17 protein-coding genes and 2 pseudogenes are annotated in these 20,803 nt (G+C 62.9%); 9 read left to right on the top strand and 10 right to left on the bottom strand.

Going from position 1 to position 20,803, the window contains the following annotated elements; translation table 11 throughout:
• Positions 1-161: 161 nt before the first annotated feature.
• Entirely contained in the window at positions 162-1,418 is a 1,257-nt protein-coding gene (locus I1E95_RS06375; protein ID WP_197161565.1) for an IS256 family transposase, read from the bottom strand.
• A gap of 474 nt (positions 1,419-1,892) precedes the next feature.
• Between I1E95_RS06375 and istA (I1E95_RS06370) the strand changes: the two genes are divergently transcribed.
• The 6 genes from istA (I1E95_RS06370) to istB (I1E95_RS06350) all read left to right on the top strand — a co-directional run bounded on the left by istA (I1E95_RS06370) (position 1,893) and on the right by istB (I1E95_RS06350) (position 8,181).
• Positions 1,893-3,326, top strand: coding sequence for an IS21 family transposase (gene istA / locus I1E95_RS06370; RefSeq protein WP_231594903.1), 1,434 nt, complete (start codon positions 1,893-1,895; stop codon positions 3,324-3,326).
• On the top strand, positions 3,323-4,189 hold the full coding sequence (gene istB / locus I1E95_RS06365) for an IS21-like element helper ATPase IstB (RefSeq protein WP_197163513.1): 867 nt from the start codon (positions 3,323-3,325) through the stop codon (positions 4,187-4,189). The genes istA (I1E95_RS06370) and istB (I1E95_RS06365) overlap by 4 nt, the downstream gene beginning before the upstream one ends.
• A 151-nt stretch (positions 4,190-4,340) precedes the next feature.
• The gene (istA, locus tag I1E95_RS06360; RefSeq protein ID WP_231594902.1) at positions 4,341-5,264 is read left to right on the top strand and encodes an IS21 family transposase; all 924 of its coding nucleotides are present in this window, start codon (positions 4,341-4,343) and stop codon (positions 5,262-5,264) included.
• 100 nt (positions 5,265-5,364) lie between these two features.
• Positions 5,365-6,621, top strand: coding sequence for an IS256 family transposase (locus tag I1E95_RS06355; RefSeq protein WP_197161565.1), 1,257 nt, complete (start codon positions 5,365-5,367; stop codon positions 6,619-6,621).
• Positions 6,622-6,815: 194 nt separating this feature from the next.
• Positions 6,816-7,499, top strand: a complete 684-nt coding sequence (locus I1E95_RS16825) for a hypothetical protein (RefSeq protein WP_231594901.1) — start codon at positions 6,816-6,818, stop codon at positions 7,497-7,499.
• Positions 7,426-8,181, top strand: a complete 756-nt coding sequence (gene istB, locus I1E95_RS06350; protein WP_231594959.1) for an IS21-like element helper ATPase IstB — start codon at positions 7,426-7,428, stop codon at positions 8,179-8,181. Before I1E95_RS16825 ends, istB (I1E95_RS06350) begins: the two co-directional genes overlap by 74 nt.
• Positions 8,182-8,519: 338 nt before the next feature.
• On the opposite strand, the pseudogene I1E95_RS16820 reads toward istB (I1E95_RS06350), so the two are convergent.
• From I1E95_RS16820 to I1E95_RS16815, 3 genes and pseudogenes are all read right to left on the bottom strand, one after another.
• Positions 8,520-8,648, bottom strand: a pseudogene (locus I1E95_RS16820) (IS481 family transposase); the annotation flags it as partial.
• Between the two features lie 281 nt (positions 8,649-8,929).
• Positions 8,930-9,988 (bottom strand): IS3 family transposase, encoded by a 1,059-nt coding sequence (locus I1E95_RS06340; protein ID WP_231594669.1) that lies wholly within the window; start codon positions 9,986-9,988, stop codon positions 8,930-8,932.
• Positions 9,985-10,494 carry a transposase gene (locus I1E95_RS16815; protein WP_231594670.1) on the bottom strand — a complete coding sequence of 170 codons (510 nt, stop codon included), beginning with the start codon at positions 10,492-10,494 and terminating at the stop codon, positions 9,985-9,987. The genes I1E95_RS06340 and I1E95_RS16815 overlap by 4 nt, the downstream gene beginning before the upstream one ends.
• 135 nt (positions 10,495-10,629) lie before the next feature.
• Here I1E95_RS16815 and I1E95_RS16810 point away from each other — a divergent pair, with 135 nt between their 5' ends.
• Positions 10,630-11,133, top strand: a complete 504-nt coding sequence (locus I1E95_RS16810) for a hypothetical protein (protein ID WP_231594900.1) — start codon at positions 10,630-10,632, stop codon at positions 11,131-11,133.
• An 847-nt stretch (positions 11,134-11,980) separates the two neighbouring features.
• Here I1E95_RS16810 and I1E95_RS06330 read toward each other — a convergent pair.
• Positions 11,981-13,207, bottom strand: a complete 1,227-nt coding sequence (locus tag I1E95_RS06330; RefSeq protein WP_197166354.1) for an IS256 family transposase — start codon at positions 13,205-13,207, stop codon at positions 11,981-11,983.
• A gap of 159 nt (positions 13,208-13,366) precedes the next feature.
• Between I1E95_RS06330 and I1E95_RS06325 the strand changes: the two are divergent.
• Positions 13,367-13,543 (top strand): annotated as a pseudogene (locus tag I1E95_RS06325) (integrase core domain-containing protein); the annotation flags it as partial.
• A 418-nt stretch (positions 13,544-13,961) separates the two neighbouring features.
• On the opposite strand, the gene I1E95_RS06320 reads toward I1E95_RS06325, so the two are convergent.
• The 5 genes from I1E95_RS06320 to acpP all read right to left on the bottom strand — a co-directional run bounded on the left by I1E95_RS06320 (position 13,962) and on the right by acpP (position 20,404).
• Positions 13,962-15,383 carry a hypothetical protein gene (locus I1E95_RS06320; RefSeq protein ID WP_197166352.1) on the bottom strand — a complete coding sequence of 474 codons (1,422 nt, stop codon included), beginning with the start codon at positions 15,381-15,383 and terminating at the stop codon, positions 13,962-13,964.
• A gap of 308 nt (positions 15,384-15,691) precedes the next feature.
• Positions 15,692-16,792 carry a glycosyltransferase family 2 protein gene (locus tag I1E95_RS06315; protein WP_197167183.1) on the bottom strand — a complete coding sequence of 367 codons (1,101 nt, stop codon included), beginning with the start codon at positions 16,790-16,792 and terminating at the stop codon, positions 15,692-15,694.
• Positions 16,793-16,827: 35 nt separating this feature from the next.
• Positions 16,828-18,840 (bottom strand): transketolase, encoded by a 2,013-nt coding sequence (tkt, locus tag I1E95_RS06310; RefSeq protein ID WP_197166350.1) that lies wholly within the window; start codon positions 18,838-18,840, stop codon positions 16,828-16,830.
• Between the two features lie 65 nt (positions 18,841-18,905).
• Positions 18,906-20,153, bottom strand: coding sequence for a beta-ketoacyl-ACP synthase II (gene fabF, locus I1E95_RS06305; RefSeq protein ID WP_197166348.1), 1,248 nt, complete (start codon positions 20,151-20,153; stop codon positions 18,906-18,908).
• 8 nt (positions 20,154-20,161) lie between these two features.
• Complete coding sequence (gene acpP, locus I1E95_RS06300; protein ID WP_006172464.1) at positions 20,162-20,404, bottom strand: acyl carrier protein; 243 nt, start codon at positions 20,402-20,404, stop codon at positions 20,162-20,164.
• A 149-nt stretch (positions 20,405-20,553) separates the two neighbouring features.
• Between acpP and psaC the strand changes: the two genes are divergently transcribed.
• The gene (psaC, locus tag I1E95_RS06295) at positions 20,554-20,799 is read left to right on the top strand and encodes a photosystem I iron-sulfur center protein PsaC (protein WP_006172463.1); all 246 of its coding nucleotides are present in this window, start codon (positions 20,554-20,556) and stop codon (positions 20,797-20,799) included.
• The last annotated feature ends 4 nt before the right edge of the window (positions 20,800-20,803 follow it).

Genomic DNA, 20,803 nt, shown 5'->3' with positions numbered 1-20,803 from the left:
GGTCCTGTGACCCTCTCCGGAGGGTGAACAGGAGCAGTCAGGGGATGACTGCTTGGAAGCTGATTGCGCAGCTCCATTGATCCATTATGAACCCTGATCGCTGAATTGGCAACTCAGCGATCGATGTGTTCTGTGTAGATCGAGGTAGAAGCTGGTGCGCTTCAGCTGATGGTTGCAGCCGGCTGGGCGTTCGGATCTGCATCGGTGAGCTCCAAGGGCTCTTCTGGCTCTGGGATCTTGGCCATGGTGGCCTCAGAGAAGAAGCGGCGACGCTCCAGCTGCCATTCCTCCTGCTGCTCCAGCAGCTGGCTGCCCACCAGGCGCACGATCGCTGGATCATTGGGGAAGATGCCGACCACGTTGGTGCGGCGTTTGATCTCCTTGTTGAGGCGCTCGAGCGGGTTGGTGCTCCAGACCTTGCGCCAGTGCTCCTGGGGGAAGTGCAGGAAGGCCAGCACGTCGTCCCGGGCGGCTTCCATCACGGGCACGGCGCCGGGGAACTGCTTGCGCAGCATCTCGGTGACCCGCTGCCAGTGGGCGCGCACCTGATCTGGAGCCTGGATCACGAACACCGCTTTCATGGCAGCGGCCACCATGTCCTGGCCGGCCTTGGGCACATGGCTCAGCAGGTTGCGCAGGAAGTGCACCCGGCACCTCTGCCAGCTACTGCCCTGGAACATCCGCTTGATCGCTGCCGTCAGGCCCAGGTGGGCATCCGAGATCACCAGGCGGGTGCCGTCGAGGCCACGCTCCTTGAGTGAGCCCAGGAACTGACGCCAGAAGCCCTCCGCCTCGCTGTCGCCCACGGCAATGCCGAGAACTTCGCGGTAGCCGAGGGCATTGATGCCGATCGCCACCACCACCGCCCGCGACACCACCTGCATATTTCGGCCCAGGCGGCCGTGGAGGTAGGTGGCGTCGAGGTAGACGTAGGGAAAGCGGGCATGGTCAAGCGGCCGGCCCAGAAAGGCTTTCACCTGCTCATCGAGCCCCTGGCAGATGCGGCTCACCTCCGATTTGGAGATGCCGCTGGCCCCGCCCAGCGCCTCCACCAGGGCGTCGACCTTGCGGGTGGAGATCCCGCCGGTGTAGGCCTCCATCACCACGGCGTAGAGCGCCTTGTCCACCCGGCGGCGTGGCTCCAGCCAGCTGGGAAAGAAGCTGCCCTGCCGCAACCTGGGAATGGCCAGGCTGAGGTCGCCCACCTGGGTGGTGAGCAGCCGCTCCCGGTAGCCGTTGCGATGGGTGGAGCGCTGATCGGGGCAGCGCTCATGGAGTTGAGCGCCCGTGAGGGCAGAAACCTCGGCTTCCAGCAGGTCCTGGAAACCCCGGCGCACGATCTCTGGGATCAGGGCGCCAGCGGTGGTGCCCTCCATGAGCTGGCTCAGCTCGGAGGCGCCACTATGGGTGAGGGTCATGGTCTGTGTTCGGTTTGGTGGTAGTTCTCCGAACAGGGTCACAGACCGGCCCACCCATTGCCACAGCTGAAATCTGAGGGAGGTGAGCCGTCAGCCCCGGCTACGCCGGGGCTGATCCTCCTGAGTTACACCACTTGCTGGGACGCCGCTTCGTCAAGACGCCGCTGGACAAAACCTGTGAGCTCAGAGTGCCCGCTTCTAGTTGTGTTTTCTCACCAGGTCATTCAGCGATCAGTAGTCGCTGGACGCACAGCTGAGGGCTGAGGCCACCGATAGTCATGTGGCACCTGTGGCCGTTATAGATCCCGAGATAGCGGGGTAGTCAGCGGTTGCGTTCCTGTCCGACGACAATCTGGTTGAGGGGTCGCGCCAAACAGGTTGACCGCTCCAGAGGGGCTGCGCTGAATCCGGTTGCCATGCGCAGGGCACCGGGCCATGCCTGCTCCCCTCACCGCTCAACAGATTGCGCTGTACATGACCAAACGACGAGGAGGCAGCCGCTGTCAGGCGACAGCGAAAACTGGTCCGGAGGCGACACGAAAACTGGTCCACCCCGTGGAGCGAGCCAGGCAGGACGACAAGGGCAGCGCAGGGGCGCCATCTCTGGAGCCGATGGTTCTGGAGACAGCTGTGCAGACCCCTCAGGACGTGGAGGCGATGCGACGGCTATCGGCAGCAGGTTGGGGCCGGAGGCGGATTGCTAAAGAACTGGGCTGTTCACCGGAGACGGTGCGCAAGTACCTGCGGCAGGGTGGCTGGCAGCCCTACGGGAAGCCCTGCCGCAACACGGTTCTCGATGGCCAACGGGAGTGGCTGCGGCAGCGGTTTATGGCCCACCGCGGCAATGCCGATGTGGTGCGGCAGGAGCTGGCCAGTGAGAAGGGAATCGAGGTGAGCCTGCGGACAGTGGAGCGTGCCGTGGAGCCGTGGCGGCGGGAGCTGCGCAACGCGGCCCTGGCGACGGTGCGGTTTGAGACCCCGCCGGGCCGGCAACTGCAGGCAGACTTTGGCCAGTGCCTGGTGAGCATTGGCGGCGAGCGGGTGCGGGTGCACCTGGCGGTGCTCACCCTGGGGTACTCGCGCCGGCTGCTGGTGCGGGCATTCCGCAGCGAGAAGCAGGACCACTGGCTCCAGGCCCTGGAGGAGGGTTTCCGCCACTGGGGCGGGGTACCGCAGGAGGTGCTGGTGGATAACGCCCGTGCGCTGGTGAGCCAGCACGATCCCGAGCGCAACATCCTGGTTTTTGCCGAGCGGCTGGAGGAGTTCGCCCGTTACTGGGGGTTCAAGCCCCGTGCCTGTCGGCCGTACCGGGCCAGAACCAAAGGCAAGGACGAGCGTGGGGTGGCGTACGTCAAGAGGAACGCCATCGCTGGGCGGGAGTTCAGCAGCTGGGCGGAGTTTGAGGCCCATCTGGTGCGCTGGACCCGCGAGGTGGCCGACCTGCGGGTGCACGGCACCACCGGCGAGGCGCCGCTGGACCGGTTTGTGCGGGCAGAAGCCCAGGCGTTGCAGCCGCTGGAGGCCAAGCCGTCGTTCCTGGCGGAGCGGGAGCTGGTGCGGATCGTGCACAGCGACTGCTGCGTGGAGGTGGAGGCGAACTGGTACTCGGCGCCGCAGGCGCTGATCCGTCAGCGGGTGAGCGTGCTGGTGCGCGATCAACAGGTACTGATCCGCCACGGCGGCCGGATCGTCGCTGAGCACAGGCGCCAGCGGCCCGGTAGCCGCAGCCGCCAGGTGATCGACGGCCATTGGGAGGGCCTGCTGCCGCAACGGCAGCAGCGCGAGGCGGAGCGATCGCTGCGGGATGGCAACGCAAGACGTGATCAGGAGCAGCGCCCGGTCCGCAGCTCTGAACTGGCCCGGCCTCTGGCGGTTTATGCCGAGCTGATCGGGGAGGTGGCGGCATGAGTCCCACCAACCCACGCAACCGATCCACAGCGGCGATACCACCGGTACCGACCGAGGAGCTGGAGGCAATGCTCACCCGCCTACGGCTCCCAGCAATCCGCGACCGCCTCGATGCGCTGCTGGAGGAAGCGGCAAGGCGGGAGATGAACCTGCGCGAGGCCCTGGCCTGGCTGTGCGCGGCCGAGGTGGCACGCAAAGACCAGCTGCGGATGGAGATGGCGCTGCGGCTGGCGCGCTTCCCCTATGTGCGCACGCTGGAAGCGTTCGATTTCGAGGCCCAGCCGTCGATCGACCCGGCCCAGATCCGTGAGTTGGCCACCTGCCGCTGGGTGGCCAACGGCGACACCCTGCTGCTGCTCGGGCCGCCGGGTGTGGGCAAGACCCACCTGGCGGTGGCGCTGGGCCGGGAGGCGGTGCGTCTCGGTCACAGCGTCCAGTACGTCGGTGCCATGGAGCTGATCAGCGCCCTGGCCAAGGCCCAGGCGCAGCACGCCCTGGAGGGCCGGCTGACGCAGTACGCCAAAACCCGGCTGCTGATCATCGATGAGCTGGGCTACCTGCCGCTGGAGCCGAACGCTGCGTACCTGTTCTTCCAGCTGATCTCCCGCTGCTACCAGCGCGGCAGCGTGCTGATCACCTCCAACCGCCCCGTCATGGAATGGGGCGAGGTGTTTGGCGATCAGGTGGTCGCCACAGCGATCCTCGACCGGCTGCTGCACCACAGCCACGTGCTGACGATCCGGGGCGACAGCTACCGGCTCAGGGAGAAGCGGCGCAGCGGCCTGATCCGCCCGCAGGCGGGCGGTTCCTCCTCACCGGACAGCGCTGGCCTACGGCCACCACCGCCCGGTGAGAAGGCCTAAGGGGAACCCGGATCAAGCGGCACAGATGCCGCAGCCAACAACAACGACACGACACCCACCGATGAAACACCGATCCAAGGGCAGCCGTAAGGCCCCCATCAGCAAGCCATCAGGTGGACCAGTTTTCGTGTCGCCGGAGGACCAAAAGCGGATGTCGCTTGACAGCCGCCAGGAGGTGGCTGCTGCGGCGGCAGGTCTTTCGGTGAGCAGTGCCCACCGGATTGATCACGGCCGCCTCCAACCGAAAGCTGCCAAACCCCGTGGTCGGCGGCGTCCAGACCCGTTGGCCGAGGTGTGGGAGCCCTTGCTGCTGCCGCTGCTGGAGCGCCATCCGGCCCTGACACCCACCACCTTGCTGGAGCACCTGCAGGAGCAAAAGCCTGATCAGGACTGGAGTTCGCTGAAACGCACCCTGCAGCGGCGGGTGCAGCACTGGAAATCTCTGCATGGCCCGACGCCGGAGGTGATGTTCCCCCTGGCGTATCTGCCCGGCGAGATCAGCTTCTGCGACTTCACCAAGGTCAAGCGGGTGGCGATCACCCTGCGGGGAGAGCCGTTCCCGCACCTGCTGTTCCACTACCGCCTCGCCTGGAGCGGCTGGGCCTACGGCCAGGTGATCCACGGTGGCGAGAGCTTTGTCGCCCTCTCAGAAGGACTCCAGAACGCCCTGGCGGCCTGTGGTGGCGTGACCCGAGAACTGCGCACCGATCGGCTCTCGGCCGCCAGCCGCAACCGTGACGGCAGCTACGCCCTCGACATCACGCCTCGCTACCAGGCCCTTTGCGCCCATTACGGGCTCTCCCCCAGCCGGAACAACCGCGGCGTGGCCCATGAGAACGGCATCGTCGAGGCACCTCACGGCCATGTGAAACGTCGGCTGGAGCAGAAGCTTCTGCTGCGTGGCAGCTGTGATTTCGACGAGCCGGCCGAATACGGCGAACTGTTGGCTGAGGTGTTCAGTGCCCTCAATGCCCCGCGCCAGCGGCGCTACGAGCAGGAGCTCGAGCATTTGATGGCCTTGCCGGAGCGGCGTCCCAGCAAGTGGTGTAACTCAGGAGGATCAGCCCCGGCGTAGCCGGGGCTGACGGCTCACCTCCCTCAGATTTCAGCTGTGGCAATGGGTGGGCCGGTCTGTGACCCTGTTCGGAGAACTACCACCAAACCGAACACAGACCATGACCCTCACCCATAGTGGCGCCTCCGAGCTGAGCCAGCTCATGGAGGGCACCACCGCTGGCGCCCTGATCCCAGAGATCGTGCGCCGGGGTTTCCAGGACCTGCTGGAAGCCGAGGTTTCTGCCCTCACGGGCGCTCAACTCCATGAGCGCTGCCCCGATCAGCGCTCCACCCATCGCAACGGCTACCGGGAGCGGCTGCTCACCACCCAGGTGGGCGACCTCAGCCTGGCCATTCCCAGGTTGCGGCAGGGCAGCTTCTTTCCCAGCTGGCTGGAGCCACGCCGCCGGGTGGACAAGGCGCTCTACGCCGTGGTGATGGAGGCCTACACCGGCGGGATCTCCACCCGCAAGGTCGACGCCCTGGTGGAGGCGCTGGGCGGGGCCAGCGGCATCTCCAAATCGGAGGTGAGCCGCATCTGCCAGGGGCTCGATGAGCAGGTGAAAGCCTTTCTGGGCCGGCCGCTTGACCATGCCCGCTTTCCCTACGTCTACCTCGACGCCACCTACCTCCACGGCCGCCTGGGCCGAAATATGCAGGTGGTGTCGCGGGCGGTGGTGGTGGCGATCGGCATCAATGCCCTCGGCTACCGCGAAGTTCTCGGCATTGCCGTGGGCGACAGCGAGGCGGAGGGCTTCTGGCGTCAGTTCCTGGGCTCACTCAAGGAGCGTGGCCTCGACGGCACCCGCCTGGTGATCTCGGATGCCCACCTGGGCCTGACGGCAGCGATCAAGCGGATGTTCCAGGGCAGTAGCTGGCAGAGGTGCCGGGTGCACTTCCTGCGCAACCTGCTGAGCCATGTGCCCAAGGCCGGCCAGGACATGGTGGCCGCTGCCATGAAAGCGGTGTTCGTGATCCAGGCTCCAGATCAGGTGCGCGCCCACTGGCAGCGGGTCACCGAGATGCTGCGCAAGCAGTTCCCCGGCGCCGTGCCCGTGATGGAAGCCGCCCGGGACGACGTGCTGGCCTTCCTGCACTTCCCCCAGGAGCACTGGCGCAAGGTCTGGAGCACCAACCCGCTCGAGCGCCTCAACAAGGAGATCAAACGCCGCACCAACGTGGTCGGCATCTTCCCCAATGATCCAGCGATCGTGCGCCTGGTGGGCAGCCAGCTGCTGGAGCAGCAGGAGGAATGGCAGCTGGAGCGTCGCCGCTTCTTCTCTGAGGCCACCATGGCCAAGATCCCAGAGCCAGAAGAGCCCTTGGAGCTCACCGATGCAGATCCGAACGCCCAGCCGGCTGCAACCATCAGCTGAAGCGCACCAGCTTCTACCTCGATCTACACAGAACACATCGATCGCTGAGTTGCCAATTCAGCGATCAGGGTTCATAATGGATCAATGGAGCTGCGCAATCAGCTTCCAAGCAGTCATCCCCTGACTGCTCCTGTTCACCCTCCGGAGAGGGTCACAGGACCTCCTGAGTTACACCACTCGGAGGGGCGCTACCCTTGCCGGCCTTCCGCTTTGCCGACTACGAGCTGCTCACGGCGCGCGTGCGGAGCACCAGCACGATCGAGGTGCGGCAGGTGATTTACTCGGTGCCGCCCACCCTGATCGGCCGCCAGGTCACGGTGCGGCTGCACCATGACCGGCTGATCGTGTATCTGGGCAGCGACTGGGTCTGCCAGCTGCCCCGCGCCTATGGCGGCGGCAGCCATGGCCCGAGGGCCTGGTGCATCGATCTGGAGCACCTGATTGATGGCCTGCGCGCCAAGCCCAGGGCGCTTCTGCATTGCCGCTACCAGCGTCACCTCTTCCCCGACCAGCTCTGGTGGGACTTCTGGCAGCGCCTGCTGGGCTGCGGTGACCGTGACGCCGCAGCCCGGCTGATGGTCGAGGCCCTGTACGTCGCGGTGCGGGTGGCCTCATTTGAGCTGGTGCTCACCTTTCTGCAGCAGGCCCAGCAGCGCCAGACCCTTTCCCTGTCTGGATTGCAACAGCGCTTCCGGGTGCCGCCGCGCCACGCCGCCCTGCCTGATCCCGTGATTCCCCAACACCTGCTGGCCTCCTATGACCACCTCCTCCCCGGTGCCCCGCTCTCAGGCGGTGGAAGCAGCGCTGCCGCTGCTGCTCAAACAGCTGAAACTTGCTCGCTTTCGCAGCCACTGGCAACCGCTGTCCCAGCAGGCTGAGGCCGAGGGCTGGAGCCCCGGCCAGTTCCTCTACGCCCTTTGTGAACAGGAGTGCGAGCACCGCCAGGTGGCACGCCGACAACGGCTGCTGCGGGATGCCCATCTGCCCTGGCAGAAGGGCCTTGATGGCTTTGATCACCAGCACCTCGAGCCCAAGCACTGGCAGGAACTGCAGGTGCTTTCCCGCAGCCACACCTGGCTGCTGCAGGCCGAGAACCTGCTGCTGTTTGGCCCCAGCGGCGTGGGCAAGACACACCTGGCCATTGCCATCACGATGGCGATGATCGAGCAGGACCAGGCCTGCCGTTTCTTCCCGGCCACAGCCCTGGTGCAGCTGCTGCAGAAAGCCAAGGCCAGCTTTGAGCTGCCGGCCCTGATCCAGAAGCTGGATCGCTACGCCCTGCTGGTGATCGACGACATCTCCTACGTGCGCCGCAGCGAGCTGGAAACCTCGGTGCTGTTTGAGCTGATCTGCCACCGCTACGAGCGGCGCTCCCTGCTGGTGACCTCCAATCAGCCGTTCCGGGAGTGGGACGAGATCTTCCCCAGCGGATCGATGACCGTGGCAGCTGTGGACCGGCTGGTGCATCACTGCCACATCGTGGGCATCAAAGGCGAGAGCTACCGGCAGAAGCAAGCGGCTGCAAGGGTTTCCAGCGATGCCGCTGACCCGCCAACGTAATTGACGCGGGCGTCAAGGCCGTCACGATCAACGGCCGCAACCACCCAGCGCACCAGAAGCACGGCGGCGACACGAAAACTGGCCCACCCGCCCCTTGAGATCGACGCCAGAAGGACAACTTGATTGACGCGCCGCGACAGCCTGGTCACGATCCCGATCCCTAAGGCGATCTCAGGCTCCAGCCGGCCTTAATACAACCACCTCTACCGGTCAACCAGATTGACGCCAACCATCAACCTGATTGACACGGGACAGCGTTCCTCTGATGTCTGGCAGGCGATGACGTAAGCCCACTCCGCCAGGAGTGCCCACTGCTTTGCAGAAGCCATTGGCTAGACGAAGCGTTCCGCCTTGCCGTTGGTCTGCGGCGTGTATGCCTTGGTGCGGACGGGTTTCAGGCTCAGTGCCTGACAGGCTTTTCGCCAGTCACATGAGCGGTAGGCGGAGCCATTGTCCGAAAGCATCCGGCGGTACGGGCCCCCTTTGCCAGGACAGATGATGCCTATACATCCCAACCATAACCACCACGGGACCTATCAGGGAAGTTGTCCGCTCGGGGTGCTGAGCTGAGCACCGAGATGGACTGTACTGCGAGTTGAGGTTCAGGGGCCGCACGGCCGGGGTGTTGTTGTCATCGATGGCTGTCTTCGGTCGGGGTTGGGGCGTCCGGCCCCTGATCGCGGCTGTTGCCGATCGCGCCCTTGGAGGGGCGCGATCGGACAGCCACGGGGGCCTGGATTGTTGAGGGTCAAGCAGCCACAGGTTTCTGCGGTCGCGGATGGTTGATGCTCACAACCTGTGGCTGTAACCAGTTGCGGGGTGGCCGGCTCCAGCGCTGAGGATGCCTCTGCCGAGCTTCCTCATAGGTCTGTTGGCGGATGGCGCAGATCGCGTCAGCCTGGCCGTAATGGCGCTGATTGGGCGTCACGTACTTGATGCCGCTGTGCCGGTGCTCAGCGTTGTACCACTCGACAAAGCCATCCACCCAGGCTTTCACCGAAAGCAGATCCCGGAATCGCCTGAGCGGATAACTCTGGTGGTATTTCATCGTGCGGAACCACGACTCGGCATAGGCGTTGTCATTGCTGACGCGTGGCCTCGAGAACGAAAGCGACACCCCCAGCTCCGCCATCTTGGCCGCCAGAGTGAATGAGCGCATGGGGGCGCCATTGTCCGAGTGCAGGACCGCAGCAGTCTCCTTGCTGATCCCTTCATCGCGGCAGACACGATCAAAGAATGCGCTGGCCAACTCGCTACATTCATGCTCATGCACCTCTGCGCCGAGGATGCGCCGGCTCCATACATCCATCACCATGTAGAGGTAATAGAACTGCCCCTTCACGGGGCCGGGGAGGAGGGTGATATCCCAGGCCAGTACTTGATGGATGCCCGTTGCTTCCAACACCGGAACCTCCCTGGGCTCACGCGGCAGGCGGGTTCTGCCACGGTGGTTCAGCAGACCCTCTTGCCGCATGATGCGGTAAATCGTGGACTCTGAACCCACATAGATTCGCTCCTCGGCAAGGATGGCCACGATCTGGGCGGGAGTGAGGTCCGCGAATCGCGGATCGTTGACGATGTGAATTAAGCGCTGCCGCTCTTCTGGTGTGAATCGGTGCGCCACATTCCGTGGAGAGCCTTTGCGGCGATCCTGGCTGAATCCATGTGTCTGGAACGCAATGCCCCAGCGCCGTAACGTGCGTGAGCAGATACCGATCAGATCTGCAATCGCCGTGGCAGAAGCCCCTTCTTTGAGACCTTCTCGGAACAATTCCATCAGCTGACTTCTATCCTCTGGCGGGATCATTGTTCCTCGTCCCGTGGCCACAGCTGATCGAGCTTTTTTGAGAGCATCAGCAGTGTTGCCGCCTCCGAGAGAGCCTTCTCCTTCTTCTCCAATTCGCGTTGTAAGCGGCGATTCTGGCGAATCAGCTCCTGATTCTTACGCTGAAGTTCTCGCTGATCAGCCATGCTCGGAGCGCTGGGGCCATTGGCATCCTCGGCGGCCTGCCGCCAGCGGGCAAGCTGTTTGGGGTAGAGGCCCCGCTCACGGCAGAAGGCCCCGAGATCAGGGCCACTCAGGCCGGCCGCCTGGATCACAGCGGCCAGCTTGTCGAGAGCGCTCCACTGCTCTGGCGGCTTGGTGGTGGCTGGCACGAGCTGACCCTGCTTCTGCCACTGGCTGCGCCAGTTGTAGAGGGTCTGGGTCGTGATCCCGGTAGAGCGGGCGATCTCGGCCACGCTCTCCCGGTTTGGCGGGCTCATGCGCTGGCGGACTTGGTCCCGCACAGCGGTGTCATAGGTCGGTTTCATGGTCGTCGGTTTGGCCCCCTGGTGGATGGGTCAGACCGAGCGGACAACTTTCCTGACGCAGGGGGCCAGGGGGCCTGATGGAATCGATCGATGCGTCCCTACAGCGAGGCCGTCAAGGCTGATGTCCGCCGGTAAATGAACCCGCCTCACTGCCAGAGCGTGGTGGAGCTTGCCCAGCAGCTGGGTATCCATGTGATCACCCTCTCCAAGTGGCGGTTGCATGGAGAGGTGGTGCCGGCCACTCAGAGAGATCCTGAGGCCTGGGGGCCTGCCGACCAGTTCACCTTGGTGCTCGAGACCGCTGGCCTCAACCCCACCGAACCGGGTGCCTCCTGCCATAAACGGGGCCTGTTTCCCGAGCAGGTGGACCGTTGGCGGCAGGCCGCCCTGGATGCCAACAAACAGCCGCTGCGGACGATGGCCAGGCAGAAGGACCTTGAGAAGCGCCACCAGCAGGATCAATGCCCAATCAAACGGCTCCAGCATGAACTGCGCCGCAGAGACAAGGTCCTGGCGGAGGCACCGGCACTGCTGATCGCCTCAAAACAGATCCAGGCCTACTGGGGAGAGGACGAGGGGGATTGGCCTTTTCCGCGGATCGGCGCGAATCGCTGGAGATCCTCGATGCCGGAATGGTAGCCGGTGCACGGGCCGGCAGGCTCGCCAGGCTGCTGGGTGTCGGTCTGTCCACCTTGCAGCGCTGGAGGCGGCAGTTCGCAGGTGATGGGGACGGCCTGGATTGCCGTAATGGCAGCCACCGCTTTGTTTCTCACCGTCTCACGGACGTGGAGTGCCAACGGAGCATGCTCACCTGCCACCAGCCGGAATGCGCCGCCAAGCCACCGGGGCAAATCGTGTCCATCCTGGCCGACCAGGGCCTTCATGTCGGCTCGGAGCGCAGCTTCTACCGGGTTCTCCACGCCCATGGTCAGCTCCACCGCCGAGGACGGGCTTTACCTTTATCTGGTAGTCGATGTCTGGAGCGGCTTACCTGGCCGCGCGGGCCAGCGTGCCGAAGGCACTAGATCGTGGCCTGGGATGTGGCCGAGCGAGAAGACGCCTAGGTCGCCGCCGATCCCGTGGGCCGTGCCTGCCTGCGGGAGCGGGTCAACTGCAGGCGCCCCAAACCGCTGATCCTCCATGCCGCCAACGGCAACGCCATGTGGTTCCGGCATTCTGGAGAGCCGGCTGCAGGCCGCGTCCCTTTGCGTGGTGTAAAACCCGAGGCCCGAATGCCCTAGTCAGAGGGTGAACAGGGTGGAATGACGGGCTGTCATTCCGGAGGTGCAGATGCGCCTCATTCAATCACGATGAATCAGGACGAATGACTTGTCAAGTCTTTCGTCAGCTTGCGGATGTGTTGTGAGTTGGAGTGACTTCTGCGGCCTGGAGGTGGCAGCGGCCGGCCCCCGGGCTGCGATCAAGGCCGCTGCGCCCTCTGGGGGCGCTGCAGCCTCGATCACCTGGGGCCTGCGTCCTGCCTCTCTCAGGTGCTGAGGGCCTGGAGAGCAGGGATGGCATCCAGCTCCGGGATGGTCGCCATGCTCTCGGCTGAGAACATGCGCCGGCCCTCCAGCTGCCAGTGCTCGTGCTGCTCCAGCAGTACCGCGCCCACCAGGCGGGTGATCGACGCGTCGTTGGGGAAGATGCCGACGACCCTGGTGCGGCGTTTGATTTCCTCGTTGACCCGCTCCAGCAGGTTGGTGCTCCAGATCTTGCGCCAGTGGTCCCTGGGGAAGGGCCGGAAAGCCAGCACGTCCTCCTTGGCGCCGTGCATGAGCGCAGCGGCCTTGGGGAAGCGCTCCGCCAGCGAGGCGGCCAGATCGTCCCAGCGTGACGCGATCTCCTCAGCGCTCTCCTGGGCGAACACGCTGCGCAGGGCGGCGGTGACCATGCCCTGGTGAGCCTTGGGGATGCACTGCAGCAGGTTGCGGGCGAAATGGACGCGGCAGCGCTGCCAGACGCTTCCCTGCAGCTGGCGGCGGATCGCCTTGGTGAGGCCGGTGTGGGCGTCAGAGATCACCAGCCTGACGCCACCCAGGCCCCGTTCTTTGAGATGGGCGATGAACTCCGCCCAGAAGCTCTCGGTCTCGCTGTCGCCGACCTTGAGGCCCAGCAACTCCCGGCGACCATCCTCGTTCACCCCCATGGCGACGACGACAGCGCGGGAGCAGACCTGCTGAGCCTTGCCCAGCCGCCCCTTGAGGTAGGTGGCATCGAGATAGACGTAGGCGTAGCCGCTGCTCTCCAGGGGCCGGCTCAGAAACGCCTGCACCTGCTGGTCGATCTCCTGACAGATGCGACTCACCTGCGACTTGGAGATGCCGCTCTGGGAGCCGAGCGCCGCCACCAGGGCATCGACCTTGCGGGTCGAGACCCCACCGATGTAAGCCTCCATGATCACCGCGTACAGGGCCTGATCAACCCGGCGGCGGGGTTCGAGGATCGAGGGGAGGAAGCTGCCCGCGCGCAGTTTCGGGATCTGCAGTGCCAGATCCCCCACCTGGGTGGTCAGGGTGCGAGGCCGGTAGCCGTTGCGGTGGCCGAGCCGCTCCTCGGTGCGCTCGTGCCAGTCCGCACCGAGGAAGGCAGCGAGCTCCAGCTCGATCAGCTGCTGCAGGCCGTGGCGTGCCAGTTCAGGGATCAGCTCCCCGGCACTGCTGCCATCGAGTAGCGAGGCCAGCTCAGGTACGGCAGCATGGGTCTTGGGCATGGTCTGTCTGGTTGAGGTGGTTCTCAAACCAGGGAAACGGGCCTGCCCACCCCTTGCAACGTCAGCCGTGGAGCCGATCGCCTGAGGTGCGGACGCTCAGCCCGGCTACGCCGGGCTGAGGCCCTGGGGATTTACACCACTGCCGGGGACGCCAGCCGGCTGCAGGAGTTGGGGGTGCTCAGATCCTTCTCCAGGCCCAGGGTCAGCAACGACAACCCCTTCCCGGAGTCGCTGTTCCGAACGGTGAAATACCGGCCGGACTACCCAAGGTGCCCCTTCCCGACCGTGGAGGAGGCCTGCGCCTGGGTCATGGCATTCGTGGACTGGTACAACACCACCGCCACAGCCGGGTCCGGTTCGTTAGGAAGAAATCTGTAAGCGAGAGCTGATGGCGAGGCTCACGTCGGAAAATGTGGAAAACTCTGGGTGGTATCAGGGCGCAGATAAGCTTGTATGTGTGCATATTGCCGCTGAATACTAGTCAGATCCAAAGCCGCGCCGCGCATCGCTCTGGCCTTTCTCGGTAAGCACGAAGTAAAGACCTGTAGGCCTCCCAGAGGAATATTCTTGGATAGAATCACCAATATTCTCTTTAGATCTGAAGCATTGAGTATGCACTTTTACTCATGACAGCATCTGCGAATTCCAATTCAGTTGAATTGATCGAACAATTTTGATGGCACCTCGACTGGTGGTGTTGAGTGTCGTGGATTTTTCAAAATGGACGGCTGCAAGTCATATGATTGCAAAACGGCTATCGTTGTTGTTGAAAAACATATTCTTTTGGAACTATTTTGTAATCCATTTCTCCGCATGACTGCAAGGGGATGCTCTCAGGGATGTTTCTTGCAAAGTCAGTATCGAGCATAATTGCTACTTTTGACTCGCTAGATGCAGGCTCCTGCTTGTACCACATGTTATTATTGTTGAACCTGTAGGGTGTCCCATCATTGTTGATTTGTCTGGAAATTATTGAACCATTGGAAAAGGCATGAACAGGTTTTGAATTCCAGTACTCCGAATACCATACTCCGACGTTCTCGGACTTCAGGCATTGTGTGAGCTGGTAGCCAGGGTCTTGCTTGTATGAGGATAGGTAGCCAGGCAGGGCTGCGAGTACGATTGCAAATACACTGATATAAATCGCCGTGAATGTAGAATTTCTTGCAGCCCTGAATCTTTCTAAGGAGAAATTATGAAATAAGAGCTCAGTAATGATCCATATGCCAGCAGTAATAGGTGCGAAGAATAACGGTAGAAAGTACCTCGTGCTCCCGGCATCTGCAACTAGGCCATACAGAATAACAAGGATCAGGGTTGATGGTATGGAGTAAAAGTTCCAAATCCAGAATATCTTCCTACGCAAAGATATGCTGGCATCTTGTGATGCAAAATCATGCGTTGAGGCTTGCTGAAGAGAAGTAAAGTATAGGCTTATTGATAATATCAAGGCAATCAGAGCGTAAACAGTAATGTAGCGTTCATTGGAGAGGACATTGGATAGCCTGGTCAGTGATAAAGCGATATTTTCAAGACTCACCTTATTGTTTGAAGTGGCAGAGTTGGTTATCTTATGCAGAATGTATCCAGCCAGTGATGACAGCAGAACTGCGCCAAAAATTCCCTTGATCCGTTGCTTGGGAAATGCTTCTGACCCAAACAGCAGATGGGCAAGAGTTGCAAGAAAAGGTATTGTGAACCAAAGAATGAAAAAATTGTCAGATAGCGCCGCCAACAAACAAACCATCATCAGCCAAGCCAGCGATGACTTTCGATGGGATGCGGTTTTGCCTGTAAGGGCGACCGAGGCAAGGGTGATCCCAACAAGGCAGGCAAGATAAGCCCCGAAATGAATTTCAGGGAGAACTGCTACTTTGATAATGTTTTCTTCTGAAATCTGATTTACCAGGCTTAATGCTACTGGAAAGACTGGAAGCAAATTGCGAGTCCAGGTACCTATGTCCCTCGAAGAAAGGACTGTTGCATGCAGGTAGTAGGTGGTTAGCCCAAGCAGGGTGCCGCTTAGGATGGGATAAAGCATGTGAAGGAAGATAGGGCTTAGTCTGCTAAAGACTGTGCCAATTCCAAGATAGTAAGCGATCTCGGGAATGTAGAAGTTATTGGGGCTCCCGTTCCACTCCCCGATGTTTAGGCCGTTGCGGAGGTCAACCAGCATATTGACCGGCAGAATAAGATCGGCATTGAGCAATTCCCCGACAGGCAAGATCAGAATGGCCAGCAGGGAGCCGAAGAGCAGGCACGACGTAAGTAGATTTAGAGTGCCCGAGGTTACAATTCTTTTGCGCATTGCTTCCTGCCCCTAGTGTGCTGAAAAGTTTTGGTCAGTACTGATGTGTCGCATCAGTGATTTGCTTTCTTGGCAACCTTGCTTATGTTACACGCAAGCTTCTCGAAGAAGACTCATCTGGGCGTTGAGAGGCCAAAACGGTCTATCGATACGTTTGCTGAGCTTACCGAGCTCTGTTACGGCGTGTTCCATACGAAACGCGAGGACGCCGCATAGTTCCATACGAACACCACCAGGATGCCGGCCAGTTGAGCCCATAAGGTGTTGCGGGACACCAGGTTGTAGAACGTTGAGGCCACGCCCACATTGGCCAGCACCGGCAGGGAGGCCACCAGCAGGAACTTGAGTAGGCCCTTCAGCAGTGCTGCACCCTGTTGACGCTGGAAGCGGAAGGTCAGGGCGTTATTGATCAGGTAGTTGGAGCTGGCGGCCACCACCACCGCAATTGGCAGTGCTTGCTTGAAGGCCAGCCCCGCCGCTTCCATCAGCGCCTGCACCACCAGCATCTGAACCGCCACTCCGCTCAGGCCCACCAAGGCGAAGCTGATGGCGCGGCGGGGTATCGAGCGCAGCAGCAGGGTGTGCAGGATTGACACCCCCAGATCCCAGACGATTGCCAGATCCAGCTTGGAATCACCAGCTACTCGGGCCTGGAAGTCCAGGGGGATTTCACTAACCTGCAAAGAACCGCGGCTGATCGAGAGCAGCTCGTAGAGAAACTTGAATCCATTCACATCCACCCGCCGTACATAGCGCAGAGTTGCCTCGGGGCGTAGGGCAAAGAAGCCGCTCATGAAGTCAGTCAGCCGGCTGTAGCCCGGAAGACTGAAGCGTGCGATTGTGTTTGCCCAGGTGGAGTGGCGGGTGCGTTTCTCACTTAGGCCATGAATCGCGGCCTCAGCGTGGAAGCGGCTGCCAACCACCAGATCGCTGCCGCTACTTAGTAGAGCCTGTACAGCGGCTTCAACCGCAGCCGGCTCATGCTGTCCATCGCAGTCCATGACGACGATCACATCACCAGTGGCATCGAGAATGCCTTCCTTGATGGCGCTGGCCAGACCGGCGCGCCCGACCCGACGGATCAGGCGCACACCGGCTTGGCCATGGGCCAGCTGTTTGACCAGATCGGCCGTGCCATCAGCCGAGTCGTCGTCCACGAAGAGCACTTCAAGATCGAAGCGTTGCTTCAATGGCAGCAGTTCCTCCAGAATCCTCCCGACGTTCTGCCGTTCGTTGTACGTCGGTAAAACGATCGACAGACGCTCCAGGGTGGCCATTGGCACCGAAGCCAGGTTGTTGGAAGGGGAATGCTTCAGAGCGCCTTGGCCTTCGCGACCACGTTCTCCACGGTGAAGCCGAACTTCTCCAGGCAGACAGGACCTGGAGCGGAGGCGCCGAAGCGGTCGATCGAGACGGTGTCCCCATCAAGGCCGACGTACTTGTGCCAGCCGAAGGAGCCGGAGGCTTCCACCACCAGGCGCTTGCGCACCGCGGCCGGCAGCACCGACTCGCGATAGCCGGCGTCCTGTTCCTCAAAGAGCTCCACGCAGGGCATGGACACCACACGCACGTTGTGGCCCTCGCTGCGCAACTCCCGGGCGGCTTTGACGCAGAGATCCAGTTCGGTGCCGGAGCCGATCAGGATGAGATCGGGGCTGCCGTTGCTGTCGTCGAGGATGTAGCCACCCTTGGCCACATGCTCTGGTGCCGAATTGGGCTGGTTCACCATCGCCTGGCGGCTGAGGGCCAGCACCGTGGGCCGCTTGCGGTTGGTCACCGCCACCTGGTAGGCGCCGCTGGTCTCGTTGCCATCACCAGGGCGGATCACCAGCAGGTTGGGGATCGATCGCAGCGAGGCCAGGGTTTCCACCGGCTGGTGGGTGGGGCCGTCTTCGCCAAGACCGATCGAGTCGTGGGTGAGCACATAGATCACCCCCAGTTCGGACAGGGCCGAGAGGCGCATGGCTCCCACCATGTAGCCGGCAAACACCAGGAAGGTGCCGCCATAGGGAATCAGGCCACTGTCGTGATAGGCGATACCGTTGAGAATCGCTGCCATCGCGTGCTCGCGCACTCCGAAGTGCAGGTAGCGGTTGGCTTCGCTGCCCTTCTGGAAGCTGCCTTCCCCCTTGATGTCGGTGAGGTTGGAGTGGGTGAGGTCGGCGGAACCACCGATCAGCTCGGGCAGGTCGGGACCGATCGCGTTGAGCACGTTGTAGGAGTACTGACGGGTGGCCAGGCCCTTGTCTTCGGGGGTGAAGCGGGGCAGATTCCTGTCCCAGCCCTGGGGCAGTTCACCGCGCAGCATGCGCTCGAATTCGGCGGCTTCGGCCGGGTACTCGCTGCGGTAGGCCGCCAGGGTGTTGTCCCACTCGGCCTCCAGGGCCGCGCCGCGCTCGCGGGCCTTGCGCCACTGGTCGTAGGCCTGCTCGGGAATCTCGAACGGGCCGTAGGTCCATCCCAGCGACTTGCGGGTGAGATCGGCTTCCTCAGCGCCCAGAGCGGCGCCGTGCACCCCGGCCGTGTCGGCCTTGTTGGGGGAGCCGTAGCCGATGGTGGTGGTGACCTTGATCAGGCTGGGCCTGTCGGTGACGGCCTTCGCCGCTTCGATTGCCCGGCCGATCGCGTCGATGTCCGTGTTGCCATCAGCCACGTGCTGCACATGCCAGCCGTAGGCCTCGTAACGCTTGAGCACATCCTCGGTGAACGACACCTTGGTGTTGCCGTCGATCGTGATGTGGTTGTCGTCGTAGAGGGCGATCAGCTTGCCCAGGCCCAGGTGACCGGCCAGGGAGGCGGCTTCACCGGAGATGCCCTCCTGGTGGCAACCGTCGCCCATGATCACGTAGGTGTGGTGATCGATCAGGTCGGCGCCCGGACGGTTGAATTTCGCGGCCAGATGGGCCTCGGCGATGGCCAGACCGACGGCGTTGGAGATGCCCTGCCCCAGAGGCCCCGTGGTGACCTCGACCCCGGGAGTCTCGAAGGTTTCCGGGTGGCCGGGGGTCTTGGAACCCCACTGGCGGAACTGCTTGATGTCCTCCAGGGACACACTGTCGTAGCCGGTCAGGTGCAGCAGCGCATAGAGGAGCATGCAGCCATGGCCGGCCGAGAGCACGAAGCGGTCGCGGTTGAACCACTTGGGGTTGGCCGGGTTGTGGCGCAGGTGCTTGTCCCAGAGGGCATAGGCCATGGGTGCCGCGCCCATCGGCAGGCCGGGGTGCCCCGAGTTGGACTTGTTGATCGCGTCGATCGCCAGGAAGCGAATGCTGTTGACGCAGAGGTTGTCGACGGACAGGGTGTCCACTGTGGGGGCGGCGACCATGGTTGGGGGGAGGAGTGAGGGGAGTGAGGCGTTCCGGGCAGCGAAGAGCTGGCGATGCCAGGCCTTCAGCGCATCCGACGGAAGGCGAGACAGACGTTGTGGCCGCCAAATCCGAATGAATTCGAGAGCACGACGTTCAGTTTCTGTTCCCGCGCCTGATTGGGCACGACATCCAGATCACAGGCCGGATCCGGATTTTGATAATTGATGGTAGGTGGTACGAGGTTGTGGCCTATCGCGAGCACGGCGGCCACCGCCTCGATGCCGCCGCTGCCGCCGAGCAGGTGCCCGGTCATCGACTTGGTCGAACTGACGGGGATGCGATAGGCGTGCTCGCCCAGGGCCGCCTTGATCGCCGCGGTCTCGTTGCTGTCGTTGGCCTGGGTGCTGGTGCCGTGGGCATTGACGTAGTCGACCTCCTCGGGCTCCACCCGGGCATCAGCCATGGCCAGCCGCATCGCTTCGGCGCCACCGAGGCCCCCCGGAGTCGGGGAGGTGATGTGGTGGGCGTCGCAGGTCATGCCGTAGCCCACCACCTCGGCGAGGATCTCGACTCCCCGGGCGCGGGCGTTCTCGAGGCTTTCGAGCACCAGGATGCCTGCGCCCTCACCGATCACGAAGCCGTTGCGCTCGGCGTCGAAGGGGCGGCTGGCGGTTGCGGGGTCGTCGTTGCGGAAGGAGAGCGCCTTGGCACTGGCGAAGCCGGCCACCCCCAGGGGAGTGATCGCCGATTCGGCTCCGCCGCAGACCATGGCGTCGGCCAGGCCGAGCTGGATCAGGCGGAAGGCATCACCGATGGCGTTGGATCCAGCCGCACAGGCCGTTGAAACGGCGCTGCTCGGACCCTTGGCGCCCAGGGCGATCGCGGTCAGGCCGGCCGCCATGTTGGGAATCATCATCGGCACGCAGAACGGGCTGACCCGGTCAGGTCCCCGGTCGGCGAGCACATGGGCCTGGCTTTCCATCATCAGCAGGCCGCCCACGCCCGAGCCGATCGCCACACCGATGCGGTGCTGGGTGCTCTCGTCGATCAGGAGCTGCGCCTGGTCAACCGCCTGCTTGGAGGCCACCACACCGAACTGGCAGAAACGGTCCCAGCGCTTGGTCTCCTTGCGATCCAGCATTCCGCTTGGATCGAAGTTCTTCACCTCGGCCGCGAACCGGCAGGCATGCCGTGAGGCATCGAACAGGGTGATCGGCGCCACCCCGTTGAAGCCGAGCCGCAACCCGTCCCAGTACTGGGTGACGTCGTTACCGATCGGTGTGACCGCGCCGAGGCCCGTGACCACGACACGGCGGAGACCCTCCACCATCGACACCCTCAGGCCTGCTTGTCCAGGATGTACTTGACGGCGTCACCGACGGTGGTGATGCCTTCGGCCGACTCATCGGGAATCTCGATGTCGAAGGCCTCTTCCAGGGCCATGACCAGTTCCACCGTGTCGAGCGAGTCAGCGCCCAGATCGTTCTGGAAGTTCGACTCTGGTTTCACTTCAGCGGCATCGACGCTGAGCTGCTCGGCAACGATCGAACGGACTTTCTCGAAGATCGCTTCCTGTGACATGGCCGGTGTGTGGGAGGCCGCATCCTACGGGTCGCCCTGAACGGCCCCCCTGGCCCGTATGAAAAAGGGTGACGGCCTGGGGGCACCGACGCTGGTGTTCCGGACGGTTTGAGTACTTTGACCGGACGCCGTTCGCTCTCTGGCCGGGCATGTCCCATTCAGTCAAGATCTACGACACTTGCATCGGCTGCACCCAGTGTGTCCGTGCCTGCCCTCTCGACGTGCTCGAGATGGTTCCCTGGGACGGCTGCAAAGCTGGCCAGATCGCCTCATCGCCTCGCACCGAAGACTGCGTCGGCTGCAAGCGCTGCGAAACCGCTTGCCCCACCGACTTCCTCAGCATCCGCGTCTATCTCGGAGATGAAACCAGCCGGAGCATGGGTCTGGCCTACTGAGGCC

The sequence above is a fragment of the Synechococcus sp. CBW1107 genome, from assembly GCF_015841355.1.
Taxonomy (GTDB): Bacteria; Cyanobacteriota; Cyanobacteriia; order PCC-6307; family Cyanobiaceae; genus Regnicoccus_A.
The sequence above is the reverse complement of the archived record's forward strand: the minus strand, read 5'-3'. Positions and strand labels throughout refer to the sequence as shown.